We start from the raw sequence: 12,220 nt of genomic DNA, 5'->3' as shown, positions 1-12,220 counted from the left end.
ATGACGTGAAAGCAATCATTGTAGAAGACGAGTTTCTGGCCCAACAGGAGTTGAGCTGGCTGATCCGCGAGCATAGCCAGATCACCATTGAAGCAACGTTTGATGACGGGCTGGACGTGCTGAAGTATCTGCAAACCCATCAGGTCGACGTGATTTTTCTGGATATTAATATCCCGTCACTTGATGGCATGCTGCTGGCGCAAAATATCAGTAAATTCGCCAATAAACCGCTGATCGTGTTTATTACGGCCTACAAAGAGCATGCGGTAGAAGCCTTTGAGCTGGAGGCATTCGACTACATTCTGAAGCCCTGGTCCGAAATGCGCCTCATTACCTTGCTGCGTAAGCTGGAAAATCATGTGCAGAGCAGCGCCTCGCTCAGTCCGGCGGCCACGCGTCCTGCGCCGCACACCATCAATCTGGTGAAAGACGAACGCATTATCGTTACCGATATTAATGATATCTACTACGCGGAAGCCCATGAAAAGCTGACGTTTGTGTATACGCGGCGCGAAGAGTATGTGATGTCGATGAACATGACGGAATTTTGTCAGCGGCTGCCGGATGAGTATTTCTTCCGTTGCCACCGATCCTACTGCGTCAATCTCAGCAAAATTCGTGAGATCGAACCCTGGTTTAACAACACCTATATTCTCAAACTACGCGATCTTGAGTTCCAGGTGCCGGTGAGTCGCAGCAAGGTGAAAGAGTTTCGGCAACTGATGCGGCTGTAATTCTCCGCATCCGTTGCCTTGTACAGGCGGGAATTACAGTACCAGACCAAGCGTCTGACGCAGATGCGCACCCGCGCCCAGCAGGCCTGGCTGATCGTGGGTGATCAGGTAAACCGGAATGCCGGAGACGTAATCTTTAAAACGGCCTTTATCTTCAAATGCTGCACGGAAACCGGAGGCTTTGAAGAACTCCAGGAAACGCGGAACAATGCCCCCGGCAATATATACGCCGCCGAACGTGCCCAGATTCAGCGCCAGGTTGCCGCCGAAACGCCCCATAATCACGCAGAACATGGACAGGGCGCGACGGCAGTCAGTGCAGCTGTCCTGCAAGGCGCGTTCGGTCACATCACGCGGTTTCAGATTTTCTGGCACCCGGTCATCTGATTTAACAATCGCCCGATAGAGGTTCACCAGCCCGCCACCGGAGAGAATACGCTCGGCAGACACATGGCCCAACTCTTCACGCAGCACTTCGAGGATCTGATCTTCTTCTTCGCTGTTCGCGGCGAAATCAACATGCCCCCCTTCCCCCGGCAGGCTGACCCAGCGCTTATCAACATGGACCAGATGTGCCACGCCCAGGCCCGTTCCCGCGCCATACACGGCCACCGGTTTGTCCTGCACCGGCGATTTACCGCCGAACTGCAACACATGGTCTTCCTTCAGCATCGGGATGGCCATGGATACCGCAGTGAAATCGTTGATGATTTCCAGCGTTTCAAAGCCCAGGCTGGCTTTCATCTTGCTGGTAGAGAACGCCCAGTCGTGGTTGGTCATTTCAACCCAGTCTTCAGTGATCGGGCAGGCAATGGCGATACAGCCATGTTTGATGTCCTGCTGCTGCTCATCGAGATAAGCGCGGATCACCGCTTCCAGATTGTCATACTCTGCTGTGGAAAACGTTTTGGCTTGTGAAATAGCACCGCTCTCAACTTCACACAGTGCCAGACGCGCATTTGTGCCGCCGACATCACCCACCAAGGCATAGCTGGTCATTATTGTTTTGCTCCGCTCAAGTCAATTAGACACACTATAAATTTCCCCCGCTAAAACAACAACGCTCACTGGGAAAAAGGTGAGCGTTAAATCTGATAATGGCTACCTTAACGGGATTAGTGTCCCTTTCCCACGGGCAACTGTCTGAATTGCGAGTCAAACGGCGGTTATCGGCTGTTACGCTGATGCAGTGCCTGCGTGACAGACGCCAGCAGCGGCGGAATATCCTGCTGTGGCAGTACAACTTCCACCAGCGACAGGCGTGATGGCGCCTCAAGCAGCGCCATCACCTCCCGCAGCTGTACCGTGTGCGTCACACGCCAGCTCTGCGCCTGACTGTCGACGTTCAATGCCTGCGGCAGACGCGTCCAGTCCCAGGGGGCAATATCGTTATAGCGCTGCTGTGCACCGTGGATGGCACGTTCGACAGTATAGCCGTCGTTGTTCAGCAGGAAGATCACCGGGTTTTGCCCGTCACGCAGCATGGTACCCAACTCCTGCACCGTCAGCTGCGCCGATCCGTCACCGATGATCAGCACCACACGCTGCTGCGGCTGCGCGGTCTGGGCACCGAAAGCGGCCGGCAGCGTGTAGCCAATCGATCCCCACAGCGGCTGCACCAGCAAACGTGCCCCTTCAGGTAAACGCAGCGCGGCAGCGCCAAATGCCGCCGTCCCCTGATCGGCCAGCACGATATCGCCAGGGCGCAGAAAGTCCTGTATTGCCAGCCAGAACGTGCTTTGTATCAGACTGTCCGAACTCGCGCTGTCCATTTCCGGCGGTGCCACAATCCCCCGCTGCCAGCCTCGACCATGCTGGCGTGCCAGTTGATGTAACACCGCCAGCGCCGCCGCCATCGGTATGCGCGGAAAATCACGTTCGGCTATCCGGCAGCCGTGCAGGCCAACATCAATGGTCCGACTGCGGGTGATGTTTTGCGTAAATCCGGCGGTAATGGTGTCGGTATATTTCACGCCAATCGCAATGAGCACATCGCTCTGCTCAATAACGGCCCGGGTACTTTCAGCGCTGGACGATCCGGCATAGGTTCCGGCAAAGCCATACTGGGTTTCCGGCAGCACACTTTTACCCATCAGCAGCGTGGCAAACGGCATCGGAATATCCGTTAGCCAGCGCTGTAAAAGGGGCTGTTGCCCGGCACGGTCGGCGAGAAAATCCGCCAGCATCGCCACGCTGCCCGCCGCGGCCAGCAGGCTTTCAGCCTTATCCGCAAAGGCGGCGAGCTGTTCCCGATCGATTTCCCGGGCCAGTGTCAGAGGATCAACAGGCGGCGGCAACGGACTTTCCGCCACATTGGTTGCCAGTAGCAGATAGACCGGGCGGCGCTCGGTTAATGCACACAACAGGACACGATCAATCTCTGCCGCCGCGTTGTCGGCGGTAAGCACCGTAGTGGCCACCGCGATTTCCTGATGCATGCGCAGGAAGTGACCGAAATCGCCATCACCCAGCGTGTGATGCAGCAGTTCGCCGTTGTTCTGCGAGGTTTGCGATGGGGCGCCTACGATATGAATTACCGGCAGATATTCAGCGTAACTGCCCGCCACGCCGTTCAGAGCGCTTAACTCACCGACGCCAAACGTGGTCAGCAGCGCCGCAACGCCGCGACAGCGGGCATAACCGTCAGCAGCATAGGCCGCATTCAGTTCATTGGCACAGCCGACCCAGGCCAGCCGGGGATGATCAATCACATGATCGAGAAATTGCAGGTTGTAATCACCGGGCACCCCAAACAGGTGATCGATACCGATTTCATTTAACCGCGCAAGCAGATAGTCACCCACCGTATAGCTGTTCATCGCCCTGCTCCTCTGTGGCTTCTGTTCTCAGTATTGGTGATTATTTTCATTCTGTTATCGGAAAGATGCCGGGTGAAATGGCAACAGATCGTTACGGGCCAGGAATTATCCTTAAGTTGCGATCCGCCGCCCGATTTCATTCAGTGTAACCGTATACACTACTATGCTGTTCAACGACCCCAACGTTTTAACAACAGGATTTATTCATGGTTTATCAAGCAGATGCCCAGCGGTACGAGACAATGACTTATCACCGCTGCGGGCGCAGCGGCCTGAAGCTCCCGGCCATCTCCCTCGGTTTGTGGCATAACTTTGGTGACAGTACCCGCGTAGATAACAGTCGTGACCTGCTGCGTCATGCTTTTGATAACGGTATCACTCATTTCGATCTGGCCAATAACTATGGCCCCCCTCCGGGTTCGGCTGAAGAAAATTTTGGCCGCATCCTGCGTGAGGATTTCCGCGCCTTGCGTGATGAACTGGTGCTTTCCAGCAAAGCCGGTTACACCATGTGGGATGGCCCTTACGGCGACTGGGGATCGCGCAAGTATCTGATTTCCAGCCTCGACCAGAGCCTGAAACGTATGGGCGTGGAGTACGTGGATATTTTCTACCATCACCGCCCGGACCCGGAAACACCGCTGGAAGAGACCATGACCGCCCTTGACCATCTGGTACGCCAGGGTAAGGCACTGTACGTTGGGTTATCTAACTACCCGGCAGAGTTAGCAGCGCAGGCGATCACCCTGCTGAAAGCACTCGGAACCCCTTGCCTGATCCATCAGCCGAAGTATTCGATGTTTGAACGCGCCCCGGAAACAGGACTGCTGGATGTGCTGGCAGAACAGGGGGTTGGCAGCATCGCCTTCTCACCGCTGGCCGGTGGCATGCTGACCGACCGCTATCTTAACGGTATCCCTGAGGATTCCCGTGCCGCCAGCGGCAGTCGCTTCCTGAGTGGTGATCAACTGACGCCAGAGAAGATGGATAAAGTTCAGCGTCTGAATGCGCTGGCGCAGCGCCGTGGGCAGAAACTGTCGCAGATGGCGCTGGCCTGGGTGTTGCGCGGCGACCGGGTCACCTCGGTGCTGATCGGTGCCAGTAAAACCAGTCAGATTGATGATGCGGTGCAGATGCTGGGTAACCGTCGCTTTAGCGCCGATGAACTGGCTGAGATAGAAACGATTCTCGGTTAATATTTCAGTACGCCCGCTATCAGGGCCGATCAATAAAAAGATCGGCCCTTACCGTTAACCCCGCCTCTGCTCCCTCCAGATAAATCCCAAATCAACCTGTTCCCTGTTTTTTCAGAGTTCGCCAGGCGTAACGGCGATGAAGTGTTTATATTGTGCTCCTACGGTGGGGAAGTCAGACCACTGATAAAGGAGATAATATGAAACGCTTATTGCTTGTTGCCACGTTGCTGGCAAGTTTATCCCCGTTGGCGATGCACACAGCTCACGCCGACAGCGCCCGTATTACACTGGCGCCTGGCATTACACTGCATTTAGGCGATCGCGACGATCGTGGACGTTACTGGGATGGCGGCCGCTGGCGCGACAATCACTGGTGGCGTAATAATTATCGCTACGATGAGGGCCGCTGGTGGCGACACGAGCAGTGGCGCCGTCATGAAGAAATGCGCCGTCATCAGGAGTGGGAGCGGGAACGTCGCTGGCGCGACCACGATCGTCGCCGCGAATGGCGCCATCATGAGAATGAGCGACGTCATCATGACCGCCACGACCGCTGGTAAAGAATGATCATCTTGGGGGCTAAAAACAGATGCCTGTAGTTAGCCTAAATAATTCGAGCTGCAGGAAGGCGGCAAGCCCGTGACAAATCGGTCAGGAACCGATTTGAACAGCACTTGTGCTGGCCCGCAGGGTGAGCCTCACGGATGAGGCTCATAGTCCCCAGGAGCATAGCCAACTATGTGACTGGGGTGAATGGGTGCAGCCAACGCATCTGCAGCTTGAAGTATGACGGGTAACTTACAGATTTATCGCCATCGCGATAAGCAGATAACCATTCAGCACCACCACCACGGCCACAATGGCGCGGCCGACATTCTGCATCAGACGCGAGTTCACCATATCGCCCATCAGCTCACGATTGCCGGTAAAGGCCAGCAGTGGCACCAGCGCCAGCGCAATACCAAAACTTAACAGCACCTGGCTCATCACCAGAATGCGTGTTGGCTCCCAGCCCGCCATAATCACAATAAAGGAAGGCAGCATGGTGACCACGCGCCGCACCAGCAGTGGAATATGGAAGCGGATAAAGCCCTGCATCACCACCTGACCTGCCATGGTCCCCACCACCGTAGATGATAAACCGGCAGCCAGCAGGCTCAGACCGAACACCATGGCGGCGGCTTTACCCAGCAGCGGGTCAAGGGTCAGATAGGCCTGGTCAAGGTCAGCAATACCGCTGTGACCGCTAAAATGAAACGTCGCCGCTGCCGTTGCCATCATCGCCAGGTTAACAAAACCCGCAATCGTCATCGCAATCGCCACGTCCAGTTTGGTGGAGGCGTAACGCTCAGTCCGCGTGGCGCCATCGCCTTTTTGTGTCAGCGACGAGTGCAGATAAATGACATGAGGCATAATCGTCGCCCCCAGCACGCCAGCCGCCAGTAATACGGCATCTGCCGTGGGCAGCGAAGGCACGGCCATTCCCTGGAGCAAATCGACCACTTTCGGCTGAGAGAAGAACAGCTCGATCACATAAGCGGCGGCAACAAACAGCAGCAGCCCCCCAATCACCAGCTCTAGTGGCTTCTGGCCGCGACTTTGCAGCATCAGGATCAGGAAGGTGGCGACCCCGGTGAGCATCGCGCCCTGTAACAAACTGACGCCGAACACCAGTTTGAAACCGATCGCAGCGCCAATAAATTCAGCAAGATCGGTCGCCATCGCGATAATTTCTGCCTGCACCCAGTAAAACCAGACGGCGGGACGGGGGAAGCGGTCGCGGATATGCTCGGCCAGGTTTTTGCCGGTGGCGATGCCCAGCTTGGCTGACATCAGCTGGATGACCATCGCCATAATGTTCGCCCACACCACCACCCATAGCAGGGTATAGCCGTAGGAAGCCCCTGCCTGGATATTGGTTGCGAAGTTGCCGGGGTCGATGTAGCCAATTGCCGCAATAAAGGCTGGCCCCATTAAGGCAAATTTGATTTTACGACTACTGCGAATGTTCTGCTCCGCAGTGCGGCTTCCGAACATAGTTGTTACCCCTGAGACGATTCACCCGGCAACTATAGTGCCTTTAATTGATAATGATTATCAAGTGCATTTAGAACGGTTATTCTGATTGCAGTGATAGCCAGCACTATGAAGTATAGCACTGGCTATACTTTGGAATAAATTACGGCATAGCCAAAAAATCAGCAACCGTTTTCACTGTAGGGTATTCGGAAATCACTTACCAGCTAGGGGGTCATTTTTTCAGCAAAAGAGTGTTGCAAAGCATTAGTGGATCGAGCATTAAAGTGCCTGAACGTAACGAAATGGGTTCAAATGGGTTGAAAACATGTGACGGCTCAAGCTTTTCTGAAATCTGATGCAATAGGGAATTGTTATATTGCGGTATAGATCTCGTTTTTCCGGTTCTTGTTACATAGAATGTGCAACGAAATATAACAGCCCTCTAATTTGGAGCAAATATGTCCCGCATTCTGCACTTTGCTTTGGCACTGGCGATGGTCGCCCTGTTGGCCTTGTTGGTCAGCCGCGATCGTAAAAACATCCGTATCCGTTTTGTGGTACAGCTTTTAGTGATCGAAGTTCTGCTTGCCTGGTTCTTCCTGAACTCAGAAGCGGGCCTCGGGTTCGTTAAAGGTTTTTCTGATATGTTCGAAAAATTGCTGAAGTACGCGGCGGAAGGGACCAACTTCGTCTTTGGCAATATGAGTGATAAAGGCCTGGCCTTCTTCTGGCTCAACGTCCTCTGCCCTATCGTGTTTATCTCTGCGCTGATCGGTATTTTGCAGCATTTCCGCATCCTGCCCATCATCATCCGCGCCATCGGTACCGTGCTGTCGAAGGTCAACGGCATGGGTAAACTGGAATCTTTCAACGCCGTAAGTTCACTGATTTTGGGACAGTCAGAAAACTTTATTGCCTATAAAGATATCCTCGGCAAGATGTCAGAGCGCCGCATGTACACTATGGCCGCTACCGCGATGTCCACGGTGTCGATGTCAATTGTGGGTGCCTACATGACCATGCTTCAGCCGAAGTATGTGGTGGCCGCGCTGGTGCTGAACATGTTCAGTACCTTTATTGTGTTGTCGCTGATTAACCCGTACCGCGTGGACAGTGAAGAAGACCTGAAACTGGGTAACACCCATGAAGGCCAGAGCTTCTTTGAAATGCTGGGCGAGTACATTTTGGCCGGTTTCAAAGTGGCGGTGATTGTTGCCGCGATGCTGATCGGCTTTATCGCCCTGATCTCTGCCATCAATGCCCTGTTTGATACCATTTTCGGTATCAGCTTCCAGGGTATCCTCGGCTATGTGTTCTTCCCGTTTGCCTGGGTGATGGGCGTGCCGAGCAATGAAGCGTTGCAGGTCGGTAGCATCATGGCCACCAAACTGGTGTCTAACGAGTTTGTGGCGATGATGGATTTGCAGAAGATTGCCTCCACCTTGTCACCACGCGCGGAAGGCATCCTGTCCGTGTTCCTGGTTTCCTTTGCTAACTTCTCGTCTATCGGTATCGTTGCCGGGGCGATCAAAGGGCTGCATGAAGAACAGGGTAACGTGGTATCCCGCTTCGGTCTGAAACTGCTGTACGGCTCAACGCTGGTGAGTGTGCTGTCGGCATCCATTGCCGGTCTGGTGCTGTAATCACCTGGCGGGGCCTCTGGCCCCGCTTTCTTTCCTTCCCTGCCTTCCCGTCTACGCTAAGCCTTCCCACGCCTCAACCGCCTCACAGACGCTTAAACAAAGCCTAAGAGTGACCACCAACGATTCTGTCGGTGAGAAAATATCCGGAAGGGGAAAATAGAAACGAAAAAAAATCCGCCGAAGCAGATTATGGGTACATCATCGAAATTATTGAGAATTTGGTGGAGATAAGCGGGATCGAACCGCTGACCTCTTGCATGCCATGCAAGCGCTCTCCCAGCTGAGCTATACCCCCAAGCCGAAAAACTCTGTCGTGTTGACGGCGGGGATAATATGAAACAGTGGGGTTGGTGTCAACGCCAAAATAACAATCTGAGATCGATCGCTGAAAAAGCCGTCAAAGCGCCCAGAAAAGCGCTAACCCTCTGTTTTTATCACACCTGTAACGCATTACGCGCTGACTCCCCTGTATTGTGTTAATCACACGTTAATAATGAGCCTAAAAGCTACTTGTTTTTGTTAATTGACCATGCAAGACTGCGCCGGATTTTGAATGCCAGGCCTACTCCGTGACGGATGATCACCTATTTTCAGAGAGCGGCGAAATCTGGCACTTTACCAGCAACTCACAACACCAGAGCTATTATGTCCTTGCACACTCCAAAAGAGATTTCGGCTGTCGTCGTTCAGGCAGGCGTGATCAAAAGTCGTACCCCGATTTCCTCTTTATTGATCCTGGGCTTTCTCGCCGGTTCTTTTATCGCCTTTGGTTTTCTTCTCTATATTCATGTCGTCACCCAACTGCCCGTTGGCTGGGGGTCATTTGGCACGCTGCTGGGAGCGGCGGTTTTCCCGGTAGGGATTATCCTGACCGTGCTGGCGGGGGGAGAGCTGCTAACAGGCAACATGATGTTGCTGCCCGTTGCGTGGTTTGCCCGCCAGATTTCTGCGCTGAGTGTCATGCGTAACTGGTTCTGGGTCACCCTCGCTAACTTTATTGGCAGCGTCACCATCGCCTGGTTCTTCGGCCATATGCTGGGAATGACGGAAGGGGATTACCTGAAGAAAACGGTCGCCGTTGCCAGCGCGAAAGTGAATGCCGATTTCCTGCACGCCTTTATTTCTGGTGTCGGTTGTAACTGGCTGGTGTGTCTTGCCACCTGGATTGCGTTTGCTAGTAAAGATGTGGTGGGCAAAATCTTCGGGATGTGGTTCCCGATCATGGCGTTCGTTGCCATTGGCTTCCAGCACGTGGTCGCCAATATGTTTATCGTTCCTGCTGCCATTTTTGCGGGCTACCTGAGCTGGGCCGAATACCTGCCTAACTTTGTTGCGGTGTTTCTTGGCAATGCGGTTGGTGGCGCTATTTTTGTCGGTCTGGCCTATTTTGTCGCTTACCGCGCCCCACAACCTGAAAGCTCTGTTTCCCGCTAATATGAGTATCCCCTGCTGTTTTAGGGGATATTTCTCGATCCAGCACCACTTTTTTACACTTTGCCCTGCCAAGGTTAGTAATTTGTGTTAGTTGTTCGCGTGATGAATTGTTGTAATATGCTAATGACTTTTATTCGGCAAAAGGGACAAGAGCGTGAAAAAGGATTGGTTAACGCCGGAAGAACTGGCACAGCAAACAGGTTTTAGCAGACAGACTATCAATAAGTGGGTTAAGAAAGAAAACTGGACGACCGCACCGAAACCCGGCGTTCAAGGTGGGAAAGCACGCATGATTCATATTGATGAGCGCGTGAAAGTCTTTCTTAAATCCACACGTCATGCAGCAGAACCGAATGCTCAATATCGTGTAAATCAGAATTCGCTTCCTTCACTGTTAATCACTTCTCTGCAGCAATTGAGCGGTGAAGAACAGGACAAACTGGCAGCCATGCTGCTGCGCGAGGGTATTCAGGGGATTTTGCAACGACTGGGCATTAATGACTGATTAAAAACCCCGGCAATAAGCCGGGGTTTTTTTATGCTGTATGTCAGGCTTCGCGGGTGGCGATAAACGCCAGCGCTTTTTCAATGCGTGCCACACTGCGTGAACGCCCAATGGCATGCACGGTCACATCAAGCGCAGGCGACTGCCCTGCCCCTGTTACCGCAACACGTAACGGCATACCGACTTTACCCATACCGATTTCCAGCTCATCGGCCGTTGCCTGAATGGCATGATGGACATTTTCAGCCGTCCAGTCGGTAATGGCAGCCAGCTTGTCACGCACCACTTCCAGCGGCTGACGCGCGACCGGGCGCAGGTGTTTCTTGGCTGCATCGGCATCAAATTCGTCAAATTCTTCATAGAAGTAACGACATGACGCGGCCATCTCTTTCAGCGTCTTACAACGCTCGCCCAGCAGGGTAACCAGTTGCGCCAGCTCCGGACCGGTGCGGGTATCGATGTTTTCCTGCTCGATATGCCATTGCAGATGGGTCGCAACGTATTCCGGTGCCAGGGTGTTGATATAGTGATGATTCAGCCACATCAGCTTTTCAGTATTAAAGGCGCTGGCAGATTTGCTGACCACATCAAGGTCAAACAGCGACTTCATCTCATCAATCGTGAAGATCTCCTGATCGCCATGAGACCAGCCCAGGCGCACCAGATAGTTAAGCAGGGCCTCCGGCAAGTAGCCGTCATCACGATACTGCATCACACCCACTGCACCGTGGCGCTTAGACAGCTTCTTGCCGTCATCACCCAGGATCATAGAAACGTGCGCGTAAACCGGCACCTGTGCACCAATGGCTTTCAGGATGTTGATCTGGCGCGGGGTGTTGTTGATATGATCTTCACCACGGATAACGTGGGTAATTTCCATGTCCCAGTCATCGATCACGACGCAGAAATTGTACGTTGGTGCACCGTCGGTACGACGAATAATCAGATCGTCGAGTTCCTGGTTGCTGAACTCGATGGGACCACGGATCTGATCGTCAAAGATCACAGAGCCTTCCTGCGGGTTGCGGAAACGCACCACGCAAGGTTCATCATCGGCGTGATGCTCATGGCTGTCGCGGCAGCGGCCGTCATAACGTGGCTTCTCGTTGTTAGCCATCTGGTTTTCACGCAGCGCTTCCAGACGTTCTTTCGAGCAGTAGCACTTATAAGCGCTGCCTGCTTCCAGCATCTGATCAATCACCGCGTTATAGCGGTCAAAACGTTTGGTCTGGTAGTACGGGCCTTCATCCCAGTCGAGATTCAGCCAGTTCATGCCATCCATAATGGCATCGATCGCCTGCTGAGTTGAACGCTCCAGGTCGGTATCTTCGATACGCAGCACAAACTCACCGCCGTGATTGCGGGCAAACAGCCAGGAGTAAAGTGCGGTACGAGCGCCGCCAACATGCAGGTAACCAGTTGGGCTGGGAGCGAAGCGGGTTTTGATTTTCATTAATGAATGCCTTATTACGCGGAGGCTTTGGCCAGAGTCAGAACAATTTTTTCGTGGGCCACATTCTATCACCTGCGGGCGAATCCTCAACGCGAATCCCTGTTTGCAGCCAGGGATTCGCCCCCATGGTGCTCAGCAAGCCACTGTTTTTGCCTGAAATGAGAACATCCTGATTATTTTTACGACGAACACACATTTTACGCTGAAAAAGCGTTGACTCATTTCCGCGTATCCCTATAATGCGACTCCACACAGCGGGGGTGATTAGCTCAGTTGGTAGAGCATCTCCTTTACACGGAGGGGGTCGGCGGTTCGAGCCCGTCATCACCCACCATTCATGATATGAATGATGCCCGCGTAGTAAGCAGTACCCAGAGATTTGAGATGTGGGTGATTAGCTCAGTTGGTAGAGCATCT

General features: G+C 53.5%; 10 protein-coding genes and 2 tRNA genes. 7 read left to right on the top strand and 5 right to left on the bottom strand.

Annotated elements, in window-relative coordinates; translation table 11 throughout:
- Window positions 1-5 precede the first annotated feature (5 nt).
- A complete protein-coding gene (locus tag FVB43_RS05475; RefSeq protein ID WP_133841226.1) occupies window positions 6-734 on the top strand; it encodes a LytR/AlgR family response regulator transcription factor in 729 nt (242 codons plus the stop codon).
- 33 nt (window positions 735-767) lie between these two features.
- On the opposite strand, the gene glk is transcribed toward FVB43_RS05475, so the two are convergent.
- The gene (glk, locus tag FVB43_RS05470; RefSeq protein ID WP_133841225.1) at window positions 768-1,733 is read right to left on the bottom strand and encodes a glucokinase; all 966 of its coding nucleotides are present in this window, start codon (window positions 1,731-1,733) and stop codon (window positions 768-770) included.
- 167 nt (window positions 1,734-1,900) lie between these two features.
- Window positions 1,901-3,553 (bottom strand): alpha-keto acid decarboxylase family protein, encoded by a 1,653-nt coding sequence (locus FVB43_RS05465; RefSeq protein ID WP_133841224.1) that lies wholly within the window; start codon window positions 3,551-3,553, stop codon window positions 1,901-1,903.
- 206 nt (window positions 3,554-3,759) lie between these two features.
- Between FVB43_RS05465 and mgrA the strand changes: the two genes are divergently transcribed.
- Window positions 3,760-4,749, top strand: a complete 990-nt coding sequence (gene mgrA, locus FVB43_RS05460) for an L-glyceraldehyde 3-phosphate reductase (protein WP_133841223.1) — start codon at window positions 3,760-3,762, stop codon at window positions 4,747-4,749.
- Window positions 4,750-4,946: 197 nt separating this feature from the next.
- On the top strand, window positions 4,947-5,309 hold the full coding sequence (locus FVB43_RS05455; RefSeq protein WP_133841222.1) for a DUF2502 domain-containing protein: 363 nt from the start codon (window positions 4,947-4,949) through the stop codon (window positions 5,307-5,309).
- 238 nt (window positions 5,310-5,547) lie between these two features.
- Here the strand turns inward: FVB43_RS05455 and FVB43_RS05450 are convergent, their stop codons facing one another.
- Window positions 5,548-6,786: an Nramp family divalent metal transporter gene (locus FVB43_RS05450; protein ID WP_133841221.1), complete on the bottom strand. Its 1,239-nt coding sequence runs from the start codon at window positions 6,784-6,786 to the stop codon at window positions 5,548-5,550.
- Window positions 6,787-7,226: 440 nt separating this feature from the next.
- On the opposite strand from FVB43_RS05450, the gene FVB43_RS05445 reads away from it, so the two are divergent.
- Window positions 7,227-8,411, top strand: a complete 1,185-nt coding sequence (locus FVB43_RS05445) for a NupC/NupG family nucleoside CNT transporter (protein ID WP_133841220.1) — start codon at window positions 7,227-7,229, stop codon at window positions 8,409-8,411.
- Between the two features lie 219 nt (window positions 8,412-8,630).
- Here the strand turns inward: FVB43_RS05445 and FVB43_RS05440 are convergent.
- Window positions 8,631-8,706: transfer RNA gene (locus FVB43_RS05440), tRNA-Ala, on the bottom strand.
- A 350-nt stretch (window positions 8,707-9,056) separates the two neighbouring features.
- Here FVB43_RS05440 and FVB43_RS05435 point away from each other — a divergent pair.
- Window positions 9,057-9,845: a formate/nitrite transporter family protein gene (locus FVB43_RS05435; protein ID WP_133841219.1), complete on the top strand. Its 789-nt coding sequence runs from the start codon at window positions 9,057-9,059 to the stop codon at window positions 9,843-9,845.
- A gap of 154 nt (window positions 9,846-9,999) precedes the next feature.
- Window positions 10,000-10,350: a YfeC-like transcriptional regulator gene (locus FVB43_RS05430; protein ID WP_133841218.1), complete on the top strand. Its 351-nt coding sequence runs from the start codon at window positions 10,000-10,002 to the stop codon at window positions 10,348-10,350.
- Window positions 10,351-10,393: 43 nt separating this feature from the next.
- On the opposite strand, the gene gltX is transcribed toward FVB43_RS05430, so the two are convergent.
- Complete coding sequence (gene gltX / locus FVB43_RS05425) at window positions 10,394-11,803, bottom strand: glutamate--tRNA ligase (protein ID WP_133841217.1); 1,410 nt, start codon at window positions 11,801-11,803, stop codon at window positions 10,394-10,396.
- A gap of 258 nt (window positions 11,804-12,061) precedes the next feature.
- Here gltX and FVB43_RS05420 point away from each other — a divergent pair.
- A tRNA-Val gene (locus FVB43_RS05420) sits at window positions 12,062-12,137 on the top strand.
- Window positions 12,138-12,220: the final 83 nt, after the last annotated feature.

The organism is Erwinia rhapontici (assembly GCF_012271765.1).
Classification (GTDB): domain Bacteria; phylum Pseudomonadota; class Gammaproteobacteria; order Enterobacterales; family Enterobacteriaceae; genus Erwinia; species Erwinia rhapontici.
This window is presented reverse-complemented; position numbering and strand designations above follow the sequence as displayed.

What these genes read in the sequence shown, in the direction of transcription:
- FVB43_RS05465 (WP_133841224.1), bottom strand. Translation starts at nt 3,553, where the DNA reads ATGAACAGCTATACGGTGGGTGACTATCTGCTTGCGCGGTTAAATGAA.
- gltX (WP_133841217.1), bottom strand. Translation starts at nt 11,803, where the DNA reads ATGAAAATCAAAACCCGCTTCGCTCCCAGCCCAACTGGTTACCTGCAT.
- mgrA (WP_133841223.1), top strand. Translation starts at nt 3,760, where the DNA reads ATGGTTTATCAAGCAGATGCCCAGCGGTACGAGACAATGACTTATCAC.
- FVB43_RS05455 (WP_133841222.1), top strand. Translation starts at nt 4,947, where the DNA reads ATGAAACGCTTATTGCTTGTTGCCACGTTGCTGGCAAGTTTATCCCCG.
- FVB43_RS05445 (WP_133841220.1), top strand. Translation starts at nt 7,227, where the DNA reads ATGTCCCGCATTCTGCACTTTGCTTTGGCACTGGCGATGGTCGCCCTG.
- FVB43_RS05450 (WP_133841221.1), bottom strand. Translation starts at nt 6,786, where the DNA reads ATGTTCGGAAGCCGCACTGCGGAGCAGAACATTCGCAGTAGTCGTAAA.
- glk (WP_133841225.1), bottom strand. Translation starts at nt 1,733, where the DNA reads ATGACCAGCTATGCCTTGGTGGGTGATGTCGGCGGCACAAATGCGCGT.
- FVB43_RS05435 (WP_133841219.1), top strand. Translation starts at nt 9,057, where the DNA reads ATGTCCTTGCACACTCCAAAAGAGATTTCGGCTGTCGTCGTTCAGGCA.